The sequence below is a fragment of the Streptomyces abyssomicinicus genome (assembly GCF_008974245.1).
In the GTDB taxonomy this organism is placed as follows: Bacteria; Actinomycetota; Actinomycetes; order Streptomycetales; family Streptomycetaceae; genus Streptomyces; species Streptomyces abyssomicinicus.
Map to the genome: position 1 here is coordinate 879,532 of NZ_BBZI01000006.1, position 18,074 is coordinate 897,605.

The following is an 18,074-nucleotide window of genomic DNA, read 5'->3' on the forward strand; positions in this document are numbered from 1 at the left end:
TCAGGCCGAGGGGGCGGAGGCGGAGATGTCGGGGGCGGGGGCCTTCTGGAAGGTGACTTCCACTCGGCGGTTCTTGCGGCGGCCCTCTTCCGTGGAGTTGTCGGCGATGGGGTAGTCCTCGCTGTAGCCGCGGACCTCGTAGGAGACGTCGGGGCCCAGGTGGGCGGCCAGCTCGCGCTGGACCTGGTCGGCGCGGTCCTTGGAGAGCTTCTCGCCGTGGGTGTAGCTGCCGAGGTCGTCGGTGAAGCCGAAGACGCGGACGGTGGTGGCCTGCTGGCCCGCGATCTCCTCGGCGATCGCGGCGATGCGGGACTTGGCCTCCGGGTTCAGGCGGGAGCTGTTCTTGGGGAACAGCACCTCCGCCTGGAGGGCCAGGGTGACGGACTCGGGGGTGTCCTCACGGCGTTCCTCGCCGCCGAGGTCCTCCACGACGGACTTGATGTCCAGCACCTTCGCGGGCGCGAGCTGCGCCCCCGGCTCCAGCCGCAGCCCCCCGGCCCCGCCGTCCACCTCCGGCGGCGCGGCCGAGCTCACGGACCCGGGGGGTTCACTGGGGCCCCCTTCGTCGGCGAGGGCGGGGGTCGCGGTCAGGGTGAGGGTGACGATCGCGGCGAGCGCGGTGAGAGCGACGGGCGTGGAGCGGGGGGTGGGTGGCATGTTTACTCCCCTGCCGAAAGCTGGACCGTCGCGGGGGGCATGGAGCCCACCTGGAACTTGACCTCGGTCGCGTCCTCCGCCGGCGCGGGGAACTGGGCGTACCAGTCGGTGGTCTTGCCCGCGTCCACGCCGGCTCCGGTAAAGCGTGTGCAGAGACACTTGCCCGCGGTGTCGCGCAGAACCAGATACTTCTTCTTGTTCTTTTCGTCCACCAAGCTAGCGCCGGCCAGCGATGCACCATTCGCGCTGAGCTCGTTCTCATCACTCTTCCACTCGGCGGCGGACCAGAATTCACCTCCATTGTTCGTAACAGTCCCGCTAACCGTCACAAAGCCACCGTCTTCCCTGACCGCAGCCGTGACTGCAAGGGAGATGTCACCGTTCTTGACCTCCGCAAGGCTGGATTGTGGTGAGGACTCCTCGCTCTGCTTGCCATCTGTGCCGCTGTCCCGGGCTGCCTCCGCCGACGAGGGCTTGGCAGCGGCCCCTTCGGGAGCGTCGTCACTGCATCCGCCAGCCCCGAACAGCACGACCGCCAGAATTGCCGCTGCGCACGCGGCCCGCCAACTACTACTGCGTTGGACATTCATCCGCACGCCTCCCTTTCCTATTCGGCCAGGTTCACCGAGAACAGCACGGACGCGTCCGGAAGGTCGTCCGGTTTAAAGTTCTCTGGGTCGATGTCCACGATCTCCCCATCACAATTCAACTCCAGGGGCTCGGCGGGGTCCGTCCCGCCGTCGATCTCACACCTCGGCTGCAGGACGGCAACGGCGTCAGCCTTGGCGTGCATGGCTTCTGTGCCAGGAATGACGGTGTCACCGACGGAATCGTTCCGTCGGACTTGCACACGGAACCCGGGATAGCCGCTCACCTCCGTCAACTGAGGTCCGGCTACTACGCTTGCGTTGTTCGCTGCCGCAAGCTGCTGTGCCGCCCCGCCAAAAGGCCCTGGCACCGTCGGGTCCGTCACCCACTCCTGCCATGCCTCACCGCCTTCAATAGCCAGAGAGAGTCGCTGCATGATCTGGTCCCGGGCCTCCGAGGCAGCCGCCAGTGCGGCGGCGTCCGCCGCCGTCTGGGTTTGATTCCTGGCCGAGGCTGCCTGGGCGAATGCAAAGAACGCCAGCCCGGCAAACAGCAGGATGGCGGTCAGCCAGATGTAGAGGGGGAGGTTTGCCCCGCGATCGCTCCCGTGGCTAGGCGCTAGCCTCCGACGACGTCGGTGACTGCCTTCCGAATCGCGCCGGAGATGGTTCCGTCCAGCCCCAGTTGGTCGATCAGCACGAAGACCCCCGCCACGATGATCAGCAGCCCCGCGTACTCGATGAAGCTCGCGCCCCGGTCCCGGTCCGGGCCTCGTAGGCGCGTGAAGGTGGTCCTGGTCCAGGTGCGGAGTCGGGTCATGGTGGGCCTCCCGGTGGGTGGGTGGGGTGGGGGTACCTGAGGGCGGGGGCGTGGTCATTCGCCCCCCAGGATGGAACCGATGCCCGTGGCGGTGCCGAGGAACATGCCCGTGGCGATGAGGATCAGCGTCGCCGGGAGCATGAACAGCAGCGTCGCCAGCGTGGCCTTGGGGATGGTCTTCGCCGCGCGGCGGCGGGCGTTCTGGGCGTCGGTGCGGCGCATGTCGGTGGCGATCTGGATGAGCGTCTCCGCGATGGGGGACCCCAGCTCCTCCCCCTGCTGGAGGGCGGAGACGAACTGGGCGACCTGTTCGCTGTCGTTGCGGCGCCGCAGCTCGTCGAAGGCCTGGCGGCGGGGGACGCCCATGTCCATCTGGCGGAGGGTGATGCGCAGCTCGTCGGCCCACGGCCCCTCGTACCGTTCCGCCACGCGGTCGAGGGCCTGGCGGAAGGCGAGGCCGGCCGAGACGACCACGGCGAGGACGTCCAGGAAGTCCGGCAGCGTGCGGTCGATGACCTCGCGGCGCTCACGGACCGCCTGCCAGATCTGCGCGTCGGCGGCGAGGAGGCCGAAGGCGAGGGAGACCAGGGCCATCGGCCAGGACGCGTTGGTGGTGAAGACGAGGAACATGAACGCGCCGAAGAGGCCGTAGACCGCGCGCCGCGCCGCGTACCGCTGGAGGGTGAGGCCGCCGGGGTTGCCGGCCATGTCGATGCGGCGGCGCTTGGCGTCGGCGCGGCGCGGGCCCATGAGGCGCAGGACGGTGGGGGCGAAGCGCATGCCGAGGCGGTCGACGGCGGAGTCGCGGCGGCCGACGCGGGTGGAGCCCACCTCCAGGGCGAGGGCGAGGTCGTCGGGGAGGGCCGCGTCGGCGCGCAGCAGGCGGATGCCCAGGAGGAGTCCGGCCGCGGCGAGGGCCGTCAGGAGGGCGAGGCCGAGGGGGAGCAGCGTCGATGTCGACATGGGTCACACCTCGATCTTTCCGAGGCGGCGGATGGCGAGGAAGCCGAGCACGTACAGGCCCAGCGAGAGCAGGACCAGGGCCTGGCCCACCGGGGAGCCGGTCACGCGGGCCAGCGCGCCCTCGTTGGAGGTGTCGATGAGGAGGAGGGAGCCGATGCCGAGCAGCGGCACCGTCAGCGCGGTGGCGTTGACCTCGGAGAGCATGGTGCGGACCTCGCGGCGGGTCTCCTTGCGCTCCTCCAGGGTCTTGGTGAGGTTGCGGAGGGAGGAGACGACGGAGCCGCCGGCCTTGTTGGAGAGGACCAGGGTGGTGACCAGGACGATCAGTTCGCGGGAGGGGAGGCGTTCGGCGAGTTCGCCGAGGGCGTCGTCCATGGAACGGCCGAGGGTCAGCTGGTCGGCGACGCGCGCCAGCTCCGAGCCCGCGGGGTCGTCGAGTTCCTCCGCCGCCATGGCGAGGGCGGTGCGCAGGGCGAGGCCGGCGGCGGTGGCGTTGGCGATGAGGCGGGCCACGTCGGGGAGTTGGTTGATGAACGCCTCGATGCGGCGCTGCCGCTGCCAGTTGAGGTAGACCCCGGCGGACCACAGCGCGACGAACGCGGCGATGGGGCCGAAGAAGGGGGCGAGGACGGCGGAGGCGACGATCCACAGGGCGACGGCGGCGCCGCCGGCGTACGCGGCGAACTCGCCGACGGTGACGTCCAGTCCGGTGGCCGCCAGCCGTAGCTGGACCGCGCGCCCGAACCGGGTGCGGCGCAGGCGGCGGTCGACGGAGGTGAAGCGGCGGGGGCGGCCGCCGACCAGGCCGACGGCGCCCTGCTCGGCCTCCAGGCGGTCGACGAGGGCCTGGCGCTGGGCGCGCCCGGAGGCGTGGACGTGGATGCCGGCCACGGCGAGGAGGGCGGCGAGCAGGGTGGCGCCGAGGGCCAGGAGCGACCAGTTCATGACAGCGCCTCCCGGGTGTTGCGGGCGTCGAGCGCGTCGGTGACGCCGAAGGCGGGCGGGACGGCCTCGTCGGCGAGGAACAGCTTGTCGGCGGCCTCGCGGGGCAGGGGAAGGTGCTGGTAGTGCCCGTGGACGACGCGGTCGGGGCCCATCGGCCGCGGGACGAACCGGGAGACGGTGGCGATGCGGTAGGCCTGGCGGCCGCGGGAGACGAGGAGGGCGATCTCCGTGATGCGGCGGGCGCCGTCGGCGTGGCGGGCGAGCTGGACGACGACGTCGACGGCGGAGTTGATCTGGTCGGTGAGGGCCTCGAAGGGGATGCCGACCTCGGACATGGAGCCGAGGGTCTGGAGCCGCATCAGGGCGTCCTCGGCGGTGTTGGCGTGGACGGTGGCGAGGGAGCCGTCGTGGCCGGTGGACATGGCCTGGAGCATGTCGAGGGTCTCGCCGCCGCGGACCTCGCCGACGATGATCCGGTCGGGGCGCATGCGCAGGGAGTTGCGGACCAGGTCGCGGATGGTGACCTGGCCCTTGCCTTCGATGTTGGCGGGGCGGGACTCCAGGCGGATCACGTGGTTCTGCTGGAGCTGGAGTTCGGCGGAGTCCTCGATGGTGACGATGCGCTCGTGGGAGGGGACCAGGCCGGAGAGGGCGTTGAGGAGGGTCGTCTTCCCGGTGCCGGTGCCGCCGCTGACGATGATGTTGAAGCGGGCGCGGACGAACGCGGCGAGCAGGAGCAGCATCTGCTCGTCGAGGGAGCCGAGGCCGATCAGTTCGGGGAGCGTGTAGGCGCGCGGGAAGCGGCGGATGGTGAGGGTGGGGCCGGTGAGGGCGAGCGGCGGGATGATCACGTTGACGCGCTCACCGGTGGGCAGGCGGGCGTCGACCATGGGGTTGGACTCGTCCACGCGGCGGTTGACGGTGGAGACGATGCGCTCGATGGTCTGCATCAGCTGTTCGGCCGAGGCGAAGCGCAGCGGCAGGTGTTCGACGCGGCCGGAGCGCTCGACGAAGATCGAGTCGGGGCCGTTGACCATGATCTCGGTGATCGACGGGTCGGCGAGGAGCGGTTCGAGGACGCCGAGGCCGAGGGCTTCGTCGACGACGCGGCGGATCAGGCGGGCGCGTTCGGTGGAGGAGAGGACGGGGCCCTCGCGGCTGATGATGTGGCCCAGGACGCGCTCCAGGCGCGTGCGGCGCTCGGTGGCGCCGAGGGCGGACATCTCGGCGAGGTCGATCTCCTCGAGCAGTTTGGCCCGGTAGACGGCGACGAGGTGGTTCTCCTCGCGGTGGCCGGCCGCGCCGTCCTGGCCGGGGAGGCCGGACGGGGCGCCGTCGGGGCCGTTGGCCGCGGCGAGGCGGGATCGCAGGCTCATGGGTGATCTCCTTCCTCAGCCGTCGGCGGACAGGCGGTCGGTGGGCATGGTGGCCTCGCGGACGATGTCCCAGCCGTCGCCGAGGAGCGGGATGACGGACGGGACGTGGACGGTGACGCGGGCGGTGGTGGTCTCGGGTCCGGTGGGGGCGCTGACGGCGGGGTCGAGCCAGGAGCTGACGGCGGCGGTGCCGGCGGCGGCTCCGTCGCCGTGCTGGGAGGCGGCGCGGGCGGCGGCCCGGGCGGCGGTGCCGGCCTGGTTGGCGCCGTAGCCGACGAGGCCGAGCTGGAGGGCGGCCATGGCGATCAGGAGGAGGACGGGGAGGTAGCCGGCCAGTTCCAGGGACGACACGCCGCGGTCGCCGCGGAGGCGTCCGGGCCGTGTCCGGGGCGTGGGCCTCACCCCAGGTCACCCCCCTCCAGTGCCGCGCCGGCCGTGCCGTTCACCGACCACCCGGCGTCGACGCCGGGGAAGAACAGCGGGACCTCCGCGCGGACGGTGGCGCGCATGAGGCCGCCGTCCACGGCGCAGCTGATCTCGGCTCCGCTCCAGGCGTCGGGGAGGTGCCGGGTGCCCGCGGCGGAGCAGGCGCCGCCCACGTCGCCGTGGACGGCGTGGGCGGCGGTGGCGGCGCGGGCGGCCTCGTCGGCGGCGTTGCCGGCCAGGGAGAAGGTGTAGCCCCACAGCACGGCCTGCCAGAGCAGGCCCGTCACCACCAGGACGATGGGGAAGATCCCGGCGAACTCGAGCGTCACCGAGCCCCGGTCGCCCGCGCCGCGGCGCAGGGCCAGCCCGCCGCCGGGCTTGCGGCGCCGTCCGCGGCCCGCCGCCTCGTCGTCGGGGGCGGGGGCGACCAGTCCGAGTTCTCCCGCCAGCGTCCACAGGGCACGCTTGACGGTGGACTTGGCGTCGAGGTCCTGGAGCCGGCCGGCGTCCACCACGGCGGAGAGTTCCTTGTACGCGGCGGGCACGTGGGTGGCGGCGGTGCGGGTGCCGGTGATCCGCTGGACGAGCTGGGGCTGGATCTCCGAGCCGCGGGCGTGCCGGTTGACGACGGTGAGGGTGTCCTCGGCCTTGCGGATCTGGAGCCGGTCCCAGAGGCGGACCATCCGCTTGGCGGCGCGCACCGCGATGACGTCGGGGGTGACGACCAGCAGCGCGTGGTCGGCGGCCTCCACGGCGGCGGCGGTGGCGGCGTCCATCCTGGCCCCGCAGTCGAGGACGACCACGTCGTAGCGGGAGCGCAGGACGGAGAGGACCTGGCGGGCGGTGCGGTCGGCGACCTCCTCGCCGCGTTCGCCCTCGGCGGGGGCGAGGAGCAGCGCGATGCCGGACTCGTGGGTGTAGACGGCGTCCTGGAGGACCCGCGGGTTGATGTCGTGGATGCCGGCCAGGTCGGCGACGGACCGCCGGTACTGGACGTCGAGATAGGAGGCGATGTCGCCGGCCTGGAGGTCGAGGTCGACGAGGGCCACGGTGCGGCCGGAGGCGCGGGCGGCGAGGGCGAGGTGGACGGCGGTGACGGTGGCGCCGACGCCGCCCTTGGCGCCGGTGACGGTGACCACGGTGCCGCCCGCGCCGCGGCCGTACGGGTCGGCGCCGGAGCCGGCGGAGAGGTGGCGGCGCATCCCGGCCGCCCAGGCCGCGGCGGCGTGCACGCGCTCGGCCAGGCCCTCGGGGCTCAGCGGCAGGGTGACGACGCCGCGGGCGCCGGAGTCCATGGCGGCGGTGAGGGTGGTGGAGGACGAGTCGGCGGTGATCAGCACGACGCCGACCGCCGGGTGGCGCAGCACGATCTCCCGGATCAGCTCCAGCGCGGGCACCGGGCCGATCCGTTCGTGGACCAGGACGACCTCGGGCAGCTCGTCCACCGACTCGGCGGCGCCCGCGCCGAGGGCGTCGAGCAGGGTGGCGGAGTCGTGCACGGGCGGCGCGGCCACCGCCTCGGGCAGCTGGCCGAGGAGGGCGGCGAGGGCGCGGGCGGAGTCGATGTCTCCCACGGCGGGGAGGATGCGGACGGTCATCGGCGGCCCCTCAGCTCTTGTCCTGCTCGAGGGTGTACGTCCGGTCGGCGGGCGGCACGGTGCCGTCGTCGCCGCCGGCCACCAGGGCGAGGCGCACGTGCTCGGCGAACGACTCGGCGTAGGCGACACGTTGGGCGTCCTCGGTGGAGAGCGCGAACGTGATCGGCACGGCCTCGGTGGCGGTGCGGCGGTTGGCGCCGCTGCCGTCGGGCTGGAGGGCGGTCAGCTTGCCGACGTCGATGACGCGTGCGTTCTGCACGATCAGCCGGGACTGGTCCTGGCCGCGTTCCTCGCCCTCGAAGGTGGCGAAGATGTTGACCCGCGCGCCCGCGGTGATCTTGCCGGCGACGCCGGTGGAGGCGTCGATCATGATGGCGATCTCCTGTTGTCCGCGCTGGAGTTCGGGGCGGTCGACCACCATGTCGGACTGGAGCAGGGAGCCCTTGCGGAGCTGGGTGACGGCGATCTTCCCGCGGATCTCGGAGAGGTCGGTGACAGCGGTGCCGGACAGCCAGCGCTCGGGCATGCTGATCTTCTCGAACTGGCCCGGGTCGAGCTCCTGGTACGGCGCGACGTCCGCCTTCAGCCGGTAGGCGGTCACCTCGGGGCCGACCTTGGAGTTCACGTCCCGGACCACCGCGAGCACTCCGGCGAACGCCACGAGGGCGGCTATCGCCGAGAGGACCAGCAGCAGAACGCCGCGGCGCTGGCGGGAGTTCACGGTCTGTCTCACCTCGGGGTTCGTGTTTCGGGGGTGCGGTGGAGCGGGTCGTGCGGGACGGGACGGTTCGTGCGGTGGCGCGGGCGGCGGTGCGGGCGGTGCGGCGGCCCCCGGTCAGGGCGGGGGTGGCGGTACCGGGCCGGGGGCGGGCGGCTCGGGGTGCGGGGCGGGTGGGTACCGGCGGGGGTCCGGGGCGCGTTCGTGGCCTCCTTCGCCGGGTCCCGCGGCCGGGTGGTGCGCGGTCCCCCCGTCGCCCGTCGCCGTCGCGTCCTCCGCGCCCGGAGCGGTACCGGGGCGGCCGGGAGGGCGGTGGCCGGGCAGCGGCGCGGACCCGGCGGCCCGCGCTCCGGCACCGGCAGTACCGGCACCGGCACCCCCCTGCCCCGGCAGCGGCACGGAGCCCGGGGCGGCGGGGGCGTGACGCGGGGCGGACCCGTACCCGTCCGGTGCGGGACCGGCCCCCGGACCCGACGGCCCTGCCCCCGGGCGCACGGCACCACCCTGGCCGGGCAACGGCACTGAGCCCGGGGCGCCCGGCGCGCCGCGCCAGGCCGGCCCGAAGGCGTCCTGCGGGGCCCCGGGGCCGTGGTGCGGTGCGGGACCGGCGTGCCCCCGGCCGGCACGCCACTGCTCGGGAACGGAAGCCGACGCCGAGGCGGAGGCGGAGGCGGAGGCAGACGCGGCGGCAGCGGCAGCGGCAGCATCGGACGCCGCGCCGGCCGTCCCGTGGGCCGCCCCCACGCCCGGCCCGGGAACGCCGTGCGCGGGCCGCGGCGCGGGTATCGGCCGCAGCCCCCGGGGCCCGGTGGGGTGGGAGTCCGGGCTGCCGCCGGGCCCTATGGCGCCGACGGGGCCGGCCGGCCGGCTGAGCCCCGCGGGACCCTGCGGACCGGCGGGACGCGCGGCTCGGGCGGGACGCGCGGCACGGGCGGTCACGGCGACCGTGGCGGTGCCGGAGGCGGTGTGCGTGACGTCCGGGAACTCGGGGGGCGGCGCCAGCGGCGAGGCGCAGAACGCGCAGCGGTCACCGATGAGTTCGAGCCCGCACCACCGGCAGACGTCGCGCCGCACGGAGGAGACGAGCTGGTAGAGCACGGACACGTCCGGCAGCCCCGCCGCGAACTCGACCAGCTTGGGCGTCCCCCACCAGGACGCCGACTCCGCGGGTACGGGGACGGTGGAGAAGTGCTGGACCCGCCAGGTGGGCGCGAGCGTGGCGCCGACCCAGTCCGGCGGCGTGGTCCCGCCGAAGCCGGGACCGGTGGCGGCGACCATGCGGGTGCCGAACTCCGGGCCGGGAAGGCGGCCTTCGCCACCGAGCCGGACCAGCGCCGGCCGCGGCGTGGCGAGCACCGCGAACTGGGCGCCCGGCATCCAGGACTTGGCGTGCGCGGTGAGCGTGACGGGCACATGGTCCAGCTTGGCCACGGAGTTGAGGAGGGCGCCCGCGTAGATGTAGTGGGCGAGCAGCCGCGCCGCCGAGGCGAGCACCCCGGGCCCGAAGTCGCAGACGCTCAGCTGCCGTAACTGCTGCACGAGGAGGGCGACTCCGAGCGGCGGGAGGTCGGCCGCAAGGATGGCGATCCGGTCCGTCTCCAGCAGGGAGCGCGCCGTGTGCAGCCGCCGCACGACGGCCGGGTCGGTGACGGCCGGGTGCACGGCGACGACGTAACCGTGCTGTTCGACGAGCGCGTTGAGCTCGTAGACGGTGTCCTCGACGGTGGCCCGTGGCTGGAGGGCGGCGGGCGGGGTGTGCCGGTCGGCGGAGGGAAGCACCAGGCCGGAACCGGACACGCTGATGGCAGTCGGCACCGCTCCACCCTCCCCGTCGGCCCCGGTCTTCACGTGCGCAGCGCTTTCACCAGCACGATATCCCCGGGTCACGGCATCCGACACCTGATTGGTCGAGATCGTCTCAACCGCGACCTGTCCGATGATCACGCCGTTTCCGCATATGCGCCAACTCACCTTCAGCACACATCAGTTGCTGTGACCGCCACACTCTTGACACCGGCATTGGTCTGGACCAAGTTGGTCTAGACCGGCTTGAACTCGCCGTTGCGAGCGGTCCGGCCACCCCCGGTCGCACCTCTCGCCGCGCCCCGCCACCCCCTCACCCGCAGGGAGCCCCCATGCAGTTCTCGCGTACCACCCTCTCTCCTCCCCCGGCCAGACCCCGGATACTCGCCACCGCCCTGACCGCCGCGCTCGCGCTCGGCGCGACCGCGCTGGGCGTCGCCCCCGCCTCCGCCGCCGACGTGAACAACGTGCGCAACGGCGGCTTCGAGTCCGGCCTCACGAACTGGACCTGTTCGGCGGCCAGCGGCGCGGCCGTCACCTCCCCGGTGCACGGGGGATCCCGTGCCCTCAAGGCCACCCCGGCCGGCCAGGACAACGCCCGGTGCAGCCAGGTCGTCGCCGTGCGGCCCAACTCGACCTACACGCTGAGCAGCTGGGTCCAGGGCGGTTACGCCTACCTCGGCGTGACGGGCACCGGCACCACGGACACCTCCACCTGGACCCCGGACTCCGGGTCCTGGAAGGAACTGCGCACCACCTTCACCACGGGCGCCAACACCACGTCGGTGACCGTCTACACCCACGGCTGGTACGGCCAGGCGGCCTACTACGTCGACGACCTCTCGGTCTTCGGCCCCGACGGCGGCGGCGGTGACGGCGGCGGGCCCGAGGAGCCGGCCCTGCCCGCGGCCCCGGCCGGGCTGACGGTGTCCGGGACGACCTCGTCCTCCGTCTCCCTCACCTGGAACACCGTCCAGGGCGCCACCGGCTACACCGTCTACCGGGGCGGCACCCCGGTGGCGACCACCACCGGCACCTCGGCCACGGTCACCGGTCTGGCGGCCTCCACCGCGTACTCGTTCCAGGTCACCGCCTCCAACGCGGCCGGCGAGTCGGCGAAGTCCGCCACGGTCGGCGCGACCACCGGGCCCACGGACGGCGGAGGCGGCACCGGGCTGCCCAAGCACGCGGTCACCGGGTACTGGCAGAACTTCAACAACGGCGCGACCGTGCAGACCCTGGCCCAGGTGCAGAACCAGTACGACATCATCGCCGTCGCCTTCGCCGACGCCACGGCCACGCCGGGCACCGTCGACTTCACCCTGGACTCGGCCGGCCTGAACGGTTACACCGAGGCCCAGTTCAAGGCCGACGTCCGCGCCAAGCAGGCGGCCGGCAAGAAGGTCATCATCTCCGTCGGCGGCGAGCTCGGCGCGGTCCGGGTGGCCGACTCGGCCTCCGCGGCCAACTTCGCCAACTCGGTGTACGCGCTGATGCAGGAGTACGGCTTCGACGGCGTCGACATCGACCTGGAGAACGGCCTCAACGCCACCTACATGACGCAGGCGCTGCGCTCGCTGTCCGCGAAGGCCGGGCCGGACCTGATCATCACCATGGCCCCGCAGACCATCGACATGCAGTCGACGTCGGGCTCGTACTTCCAGACGGCGCTGAACATCAAGGACATCCTGACCGTCGTCAACATGCAGTACTACAACAGCGGTTCGATGCTGGGCTGCGACGGCAAGGTCTACTCGCAGGGCTCGGTCGACTTCCTCACCGCCCTCGCCTGCATCCAGCTCCAGGGCGGGCTCGCACCCTCCCAGGTCGGCCTCGGCGTCCCCGCCTCCACCCGCGGAGCGGGCAGCGGCTACGTCTCGCCGACCATCGTCAACAACGCCCTGGACTGCCTGACCAAGCTCACCAACTGCGGTTCCTTCAAGCCCTCCAAGGCCTACCCGGACCTGCGGGGCGCGATGACCTGGTCGACCAACTGGGACGCCACCGCCGGCAACGCCTGGTCCAACGCCGTCGGCCCGCACGTCCACGCCCTGGGCTGACGCCCACCCCTCCGCCCCGCCTCCCCACCTCCCCCGCCTCGGAGGCGGGCCCCGCCCCCGCAGAGCCTGACGCCTGCGGGGGCGGGCGCGTTCACCCGTCCTCACCCCGCGCGGGTACCCGCGCCCTCACCCCGCGCGCGTACCCGCGAGGCGGTTGAGTACCGCTACTCATGCATCGCGCACGGCCGGACCCGATGCTGAGGAAGAGCCCGCACCCGGCCGGGGACGGGAACAGGGAGAACCGAGGAGCAGTCATGACCGTCGGACACATACTGCGGACGCTGGGCCGGATGACCTTCGGCAACCTCGCGTCGCGCATCTACCTCGGCGTGGTCGTCGGATGCGTGCTGGCGCTGGAGGTGGCGGTCCACGGGTTCGGCAACGGTGACTACGGCTTCGGCCTGGTGTATCCGATGCTGCTGACCTGCCCCGCCTTCTTCCTCGTCGTCCCGCTGGTCCCGTGGGCCGACGCCGCGTGGGCCCCCTACCTGACGATCGCGCTCGCCGCGCTGCTCCAGGCCCTCGCCATCGGCGCCCTGGTGCGGCTCGTCCGCCGCCTGTCGTCCTCGGGACCGGGACGGGCCGTCGGCTAGCCTGCGCAGCATGACCGACGACCCCCGTTTCACCGCCTCCTTCTGGGACGACCGCTACTCCTCGGCCGAGCGTCTGTGGAGCGGCAACCCCAACCCCGCACTGGTCGAGGAGGTCTCCGGCCTGACGCCCGGCCGCGCGCTGGAGGCCGGCTGCGGGGAGGGCGCGGACTCGATCTGGCTGGCCCGGCAGGGCTGGACGGTCACCGGCACGGACGTCTCGCAGGTCGCCCTGGAGCGGGCCGCGGCGCACACTCCGCCGGAGCTGGCCGGGCGGCTCGCCTGGCGGTGGACCGACGTGCTGGACCAGATGCCGGAGACGGGCGCGTACGGCCTGGTGTTCACGGCCTTCCTGCACCTGCCCTCCGCCGTCCGGCGCCAGGTCTTCGCCGGCCTGGCCGGGGCCGTCGCCCCCGGCGGCAGCCTGGTGGTGGTCGCGCACCACCCCCGCGACCTGGAGGAGGGGGCCGTCCCGCGACCGCCGGAGCCGGACCTCTTCTGCACGGCCGACGAACTGGCCGAGGACCTCGTCCCGGTCGGCGGCTGGCACGTCCGTACCCGGGACGCCCGGCCGCGGACGGTGACCCACGAGGGCCGCGAGGTCACCGTCCACGACATGGTGCTGCGCGCGGAGCGCGCGCCCGCCTGACCGGCCGGAGACCTGACCGGCCGGAGACCGCACCGGCCGGGAAGGCCGCACCGGTCAGAAGAAGTCGGCCCAGGGCTGGTCCCAGACCTGCTTGACGCACAGCACCAGGAAGAGCAGTCCGGCCACGGCGAGCATGGCGTTGCTCCAGATGCCGTTGCGCCATTCGGCGGGCGTGCGGGCGGAGTTGAGCAGCCAGATCAGGGTCAGCGCGAGGAACGGCATGAAGGCCGCGCCGAGGACGCCGTAGATGATGACCAGGCGGAACGGCTGCCCCTGGAAGAGCAGCACGATCGGCGGAAAGGTCAGCCACAGCAGGTAGCCGCGGAACGCCCACGACTTCTCGCGGCGGCCCTCGGCGACCTCCTCACCCGTGGCGGCCCGCTTGGTCCGGTAGCGGGCGACGAAGTCGGCGAACATCAGGCTCACACCGTGCCAGACGCCGATCAGGGAGGTGAAGGACGTGGCGAAGAAGCCGATCAGGAAGAACTTGGCGGTGGCCGCGCCGTACTGCTCCTCCAGGATGTCGCCGAGCTGGACGAGGCCCTTGTCGCCGGAGGCGATCGCGATGCCCGAGGAGTGCAGCAGCTCGGCGCCGACGATGAGCATGGCGACGACGAAGACGCCCGTCGTCACGTAGGCGACCCGGTTGTCGAGCCGCATGATCTTCATCCAGCCGGGGCCCGTCCAGCCCTTGGCGTTGACCCAGTAGCCGTAGGCGGCGAGCGTGATGGTGCCGCCGACGCCGCCGATCAGGCCCAGGGTGTTGAGAACGGAGTCCTGGCCCTCCGGCAGGACGGGCAGCAGCCCGGCGAGAAGACCACCCAGATTGGGTACCACGCGGATCGCCAGGTAGACGGTGACCAGGAACATGACGCCCACCAGGACGGTCATGACCTTCTCGAACACCGCGTACCGGTTGAACCAGACGAAGACCAGTCCGACCAGACCGGTGGAGACCGCCCACCACTCCAGGTCCATCACGCCGGGGAACAGCGCCTGGAGCGGCAGACCGCTGGACGACATCGCGGCGGCTCCGTAGACGAAGCCCCAGACGACGGCGTAGACGACGAAGAAGACGGTGGTCCAGCTGCCGATGGAGGCCCAGCCGTCGAAGAGGGTGCGGCCGGTCGCCAGGTGCCAGCGGCCCGCCGCCTCGGCCAGGGTGATCTTGACGACGCACCCGATGACGGCGGCCCAGAGCAGGGTGTAGCCGAAGTTGGTGCCGGCGACCAGCGTGGCCACCAGGTCGCCGGCCCCGACGCCTGTCGCCGCGACGACGATGCCGGGGCCGATGTGTTTCCAACTCGACTTACGGGGCGCGGTGTTGTTCGCGGTGTCAGCCATGGTGATCTCACCTAGCGGACAGCGCGGCCCCCGGCAAGGGGTCCGGCACGGCGGTCTTCGAAACCCCTGCCCGCGGCCGCAACGCCCCGGCCGGCCCGGCTACTTGTCGCGTTCCCCCGCCGCGCTCCCGGCCGCGTCCTCCGCCGTCTCCCCGTCCGCGTCCTCGGCCGTCTGCTCGGCCGCTTCCTCGGTGGCGTCCTCGGCCGGGCTTTCGGCGACGTCCTCGGCCGCGTCCTCGAAGTACGCGTCGAGGACGGCGTCCAGCTCGGTGTCCCAACGGGTCACGTCAGCACGGGACTTGGCGTCGATCTCGATCCAGTACCACCGCCGGTCCGGGGTGTGCACGACCACGGTGAACCGCTTGCCGAGGTTCGAGGTCTGCGTCTCCACGGCGCCGACCTCGTCCCAGCGGAAGTCGCACTCCTGGTCGTCCAGGCTCAGGCGGATGCCCGTGTGGTCGGCGACGATCCGCGCGCGGAAGTCCTTCGCGTCGAAGACCGGGCCGTCCGGCACGGGCACCGGACCGCCGTCGGCCCCCGCCTCGGCGGCCTCGGCCTCGTCGGCGTCCTCGGCGGCAGCGGCGGGGTCCGCGAGGTCCGCCTTCGCGGCGTCCTCCGTCCCCGGCGCCGCGTCCTCCACGACGGCCTCGTCCTCCGGCACCGCGTCGCGCACGGCGTCCTCGGGCTCACCGTCGGCCGCCACCGGGACGGTGAGCCCTGGGATCAGGGCCGGGTCGACGGCGGCGGGCGGGGTCAGGGGCTTGGTGTTCGAACCGATGCTCTGCTCCACAGCCCGCAGTATGGTCCACGACACCACCCCGCGGAAAACCCCGTCCCCGCATCGTTACCGAGCAATGGCCGGTACCGGCCCCTCACGTACCGACATCCACGGCGAATCGGATGGCCCACTCCAGCGCCTCCTCCGGCGGCGCCCCGGCGCCTTCGGACCGGGCCAGGGCGCACCCCTCCTCCCCCAGCACCTCCCGCAGGTCCGCCTCGCACCGCTCGGTGCCGAGGGGATCCAGCCGGTAGGAGACGATCTGGGTCTCCTCGCGTGGCCAGCACGCCTCCGAGGCGCCGAACAGGCGGGCGGCGTCGCGGTGGCGGCCGAGCAGCCAGGCACAGTGCGCCAGGGCGTCGTGGCCGAGGGCGAGGGCGCGCGGATCGGCGAACACCCGCTGCGGGACCAGGACCGCCCGGGCGCGCGCCAGTGCGCCGTCGGGCCCGGTCAGCCGCCGTTCGGTGATGCGGACCAGGGACATCACCCAGTCGAGGTAGGGCCGGTGCCAGGTCTCCCCCAGCGCCACGGCGACGCGCATGCCGCGCTCCACGCAGAGGGCGGACTCCTCCAGCCGGCCCACCGCCCACAGCGTGCTGCCGAGGATGCTCAGCAGCTGCTGCTCGCCGTACGCCTCGCCGGCCGCCTCGAAGTGCTCGAGCGACGCCCTCAGGTGGGCCAGGGCGGCGTCCGGCCGGCCACTCGTCTCGGCGGCCAGCCCGCGCACCAGGTCGGCCCAGCCGGCCGCGCCCCGGTCCCCGTCGGCGAGGGCGCGCGCTATGGCCTCGTCGGCCATCCTCCCGGCCGTGTCCAGGTCGGCGGGGAAGACGCTGAGGAAGGCGCAGGCCGCCATGGCGCGGGTCCGCGCGGCGTGGACCACCGGGTCGTCGTCCGCGGGCGCGGTGGCCGCCAGGGCGCGGCGCAGCCGGTCGGTGCCCTCGCCGGCGGTCCCGGTGGCCGTCCAGTACCACTGGAGGCCGCGGGCGATGTCGAGGGCGGCGTGCGTCTGCGCGGGCCCGGCTCCCTCGCGCAGCCCGTACTCCATGGCGTGGCGGATGTTGGGCAGGTCGTGGCGGAGCCGCTCCAGCAGTTCGGCCTGCCCGGGGCCGGCCCACCGGTCGTGGACGTCGAGGACCCGGTCCCGGAACCACATCAGGTGCCGGGTGCGGGCGTCCTCGAGCCCTCCGCCGCGCGCCAGTTGGTCGCGGCCGTACTCGCGGACCGTCTCCAGCATGGTGTAGCGGCGGCCGGCGCCGTCGCCGGGCTCGGTGAGCAGCAGGGAGTGGTCGATCAGCCCGTCGACGGCGTCCAGCAGTTCCTCGGGGCCGGTCCTTCCGCCGGTCGCACGGCCTTCCTTCCCGGCGTCCTCCTTCCCGGCGTCCTCCTTCCCAGGGCCTTCCTTCCCAGGGCCCTCCGCCCCCGGATGCGCCGTCCCCCGATGCGCCGCTCCCGGATGCGCCGTCCCCGCGTCCGCCGAGGCCTGACCCGGCGCCTCCGGGCCGGCCGTCCCGGGGGCGTCCTCCCGGACGGCGTGCGCGGCGTCCAGCGAGATGGAGCCGGCGAACACCGACAGCCGGGCCCAGAGTCGCTGCTGGGCGGGGGTGCACAGCTGGTGGCTCCAGTCCAGCATGGCGCGCAGCGACCGGTGCCGTTCGGGGGCCACCGGGTCGCCCTTGCTGAGCAGTGGCAGGCGTTCGTCGAGCCGGTCGAGGAGTTGGCCCGGGGAGAGGGCGCGCAGCCGCCGGGCGGCGAACTCGATGGCCAGCGGCAGCCCGTCGAGCCTGCGGATGACGGCGCGGGCGTGCGCGAGGTCGTCCCGCGACCAGGACGCCTCGGAGAGCAGGGCGGCACGGTCGGTGAGCAGCGCCAGCGAGGCGTCCTCGGGGAGCGGCGGCACCACGTAGAGCCGTTCGGCGCCCGGGCCGAGCGGCAGCCGGCTGGTGGTGAGCAGCCGTACGCCGGTGGTGCGGTCGAGCAGCAGGTGGGACAGCTGGGCGCAGGCGGCGGCCAGGTGCTCGCAGTTGTCGAGCACCAGGAGGACCTCGCGGTGGTGCAGGGCGCCGATCAGGTGGTCCGTGGGCGTGAGGTGCGGCGGCACGGGGGCGAGGCCGAGTCCCTCGACGACCGCGTACGGCAGGACGTCGGGGCTGGTGACCTCGGCGAGCTCCACCCAGCAGGCGCCGTCCCGCATCAGCAGCCCGGCGGTGCGGGCGGCACGCTGGGCGAGGCGGGTCTTGCCGACGCCACCGACGCCGGTGAGGGTGAGCAGGCGGTGCTCGGCGAGCAGCCGGCTGACGTCCTCCACCTCACGGGCGCGGCCGACGAAGCGGGTGGGCGGGTCCGGTACCCCGCGAGGTGCCCGGGCACCGCCCTCGGCACTCCCCGCCGCGGGACCGTACGCCGTCCGGGGCGGTCCGTGGGAGGTCCCGGCGCCCGGCCCGGCGTCCGCCCCGCCCCGCGTCCCGGGCGACGGCCGGCCGCCGCTTCCGGCCGGGCGCCCCGGGGCCGCGCCCCACCCGGCTCCGCCGCTCCACCCGGGCGAAGGCCCCACGCCCTGCCCGTGGAGGGACCGGGAGCCCTCCACGGACGGCGGGGCCACCGGCGCCCCCGGGCCGCGTGACGTCCCGGCCCCGTGCCCGCCGCCCCCGGGCCGTGGCCCGGGTTCCGGCCCGAGTTCCGGCCCGGGCGACACCCAGGTGTCCGCCCCGTGCGGTGGCGCGGCGGCACCGTTCCCGGCCGACGGCACGGCGGCACGCGCACC

17 protein-coding genes are annotated in these 18,074 nt (G+C 73.7%); 3 read left to right on the forward strand and 14 right to left on the reverse strand.

Going from position 1 to position 18,074, the window contains the following annotated elements:
- From GBN72_RS11285 to GBN72_RS36025, 11 genes are all read right to left on the reverse strand, one after another.
- Positions 1 to 657 carry an OmpA family protein gene (locus GBN72_RS11285; RefSeq protein WP_151771564.1) on the reverse strand — a complete coding sequence of 219 codons (657 nt, stop codon included), beginning with the start codon at positions 655 to 657 and terminating at the stop codon, positions 1 to 3.
- 2 nt (positions 658 to 659) lie between these two features.
- On the reverse strand, positions 660 to 1,247 hold the full coding sequence (locus GBN72_RS11290) for a hypothetical protein (RefSeq protein WP_151771565.1): 588 nt from the start codon (positions 1,245 to 1,247) through the stop codon (positions 660 to 662).
- A 17-nt stretch (positions 1,248 to 1,264) separates the two neighbouring features.
- The gene (locus GBN72_RS11295; protein WP_281371704.1) at positions 1,265 to 1,819 is read right to left on the reverse strand and encodes a pilus assembly protein TadG-related protein; all 555 of its coding nucleotides are present in this window, start codon (positions 1,817 to 1,819) and stop codon (positions 1,265 to 1,267) included.
- 44 nt (positions 1,820 to 1,863) lie between these two features.
- Complete coding sequence (locus tag GBN72_RS11300; protein ID WP_151771566.1) at positions 1,864 to 2,064, reverse strand: hypothetical protein; 201 nt, start codon at positions 2,062 to 2,064, stop codon at positions 1,864 to 1,866.
- 54 nt (positions 2,065 to 2,118) lie between these two features.
- Positions 2,119 to 3,027 (reverse strand): DUF5936 domain-containing protein, encoded by a 909-nt coding sequence (locus GBN72_RS11305; protein ID WP_151771567.1) that lies wholly within the window; start codon positions 3,025 to 3,027, stop codon positions 2,119 to 2,121.
- Between the two features lie 3 nt (positions 3,028 to 3,030).
- Positions 3,031 to 3,972 carry a type II secretion system F family protein gene (locus GBN72_RS11310; protein ID WP_151771568.1) on the reverse strand — a complete coding sequence of 314 codons (942 nt, stop codon included), beginning with the start codon at positions 3,970 to 3,972 and terminating at the stop codon, positions 3,031 to 3,033.
- The gene (locus tag GBN72_RS11315; RefSeq protein WP_151771569.1) at positions 3,969 to 5,348 is read right to left on the reverse strand and encodes a TadA family conjugal transfer-associated ATPase; all 1,380 of its coding nucleotides are present in this window, start codon (positions 5,346 to 5,348) and stop codon (positions 3,969 to 3,971) included. Before GBN72_RS11315 ends, GBN72_RS11310 begins: the two co-directional genes overlap by 4 nt.
- A gap of 15 nt (positions 5,349 to 5,363) precedes the next feature.
- Positions 5,364 to 5,699, reverse strand: a complete 336-nt coding sequence (locus GBN72_RS11320; RefSeq protein ID WP_439959748.1) for a TadE/TadG family type IV pilus assembly protein — start codon at positions 5,697 to 5,699, stop codon at positions 5,364 to 5,366.
- A gap of 47 nt (positions 5,700 to 5,746) precedes the next feature.
- Entirely contained in the window at positions 5,747 to 7,372 is a 1,626-nt protein-coding gene (locus GBN72_RS11325; protein ID WP_151771571.1) for a CpaE/TadZ family protein, read from the reverse strand.
- Positions 7,373 to 7,382: 10 nt separating this feature from the next.
- Positions 7,383 to 8,093 (reverse strand): Flp pilus assembly protein CpaB, encoded by a 711-nt coding sequence (cpaB, locus tag GBN72_RS11330; RefSeq protein ID WP_151771996.1) that lies wholly within the window; start codon positions 8,091 to 8,093, stop codon positions 7,383 to 7,385.
- Between the two features lie 114 nt (positions 8,094 to 8,207).
- The gene (locus GBN72_RS36025) at positions 8,208 to 9,905 is read right to left on the reverse strand and encodes a collagen-like domain-containing protein (protein WP_369695881.1); all 1,698 of its coding nucleotides are present in this window, start codon (positions 9,903 to 9,905) and stop codon (positions 8,208 to 8,210) included.
- Positions 9,906 to 10,225: 320 nt separating this feature from the next.
- Between GBN72_RS36025 and GBN72_RS11340 the strand changes: the two genes are divergently transcribed.
- From GBN72_RS11340 to GBN72_RS11350, 3 genes are all read left to right on the forward strand, one after another.
- A complete protein-coding gene (locus GBN72_RS11340; protein WP_151771572.1) occupies positions 10,226 to 11,953 on the forward strand; it encodes a chitinase in 1,728 nt (575 codons plus the stop codon).
- Between the two features lie 254 nt (positions 11,954 to 12,207).
- The gene (locus GBN72_RS11345) at positions 12,208 to 12,546 is read left to right on the forward strand and encodes an SCO4225 family membrane protein (RefSeq protein ID WP_151771573.1); all 339 of its coding nucleotides are present in this window, start codon (positions 12,208 to 12,210) and stop codon (positions 12,544 to 12,546) included.
- Positions 12,547 to 12,556: 10 nt separating this feature from the next.
- Positions 12,557 to 13,192, forward strand: a complete 636-nt coding sequence (locus GBN72_RS11350; protein WP_151771574.1) for a class I SAM-dependent methyltransferase — start codon at positions 12,557 to 12,559, stop codon at positions 13,190 to 13,192.
- A 54-nt stretch (positions 13,193 to 13,246) separates the two neighbouring features.
- Here the strand turns inward: GBN72_RS11350 and GBN72_RS11355 are convergent, their stop codons facing one another.
- The 3 genes from GBN72_RS11355 to GBN72_RS11370 form a co-directional block, all read right to left on the reverse strand.
- Positions 13,247 to 14,536: an Nramp family divalent metal transporter gene (locus GBN72_RS11355; protein WP_151771575.1), complete on the reverse strand. Its 1,290-nt coding sequence runs from the start codon at positions 14,534 to 14,536 to the stop codon at positions 13,247 to 13,249.
- Between the two features lie 99 nt (positions 14,537 to 14,635).
- Positions 14,636 to 15,325 carry a hypothetical protein gene (locus GBN72_RS11365; protein WP_164540561.1) on the reverse strand — a complete coding sequence of 230 codons (690 nt, stop codon included), beginning with the start codon at positions 15,323 to 15,325 and terminating at the stop codon, positions 14,636 to 14,638.
- A gap of 82 nt (positions 15,326 to 15,407) precedes the next feature.
- Positions 15,408 to 17,618, reverse strand: coding sequence for an ATP-binding protein (locus GBN72_RS11370; protein ID WP_151771577.1), 2,211 nt, complete (start codon positions 17,616 to 17,618; stop codon positions 15,408 to 15,410).
- Positions 17,619 to 18,074 lie beyond the last annotated feature (456 nt).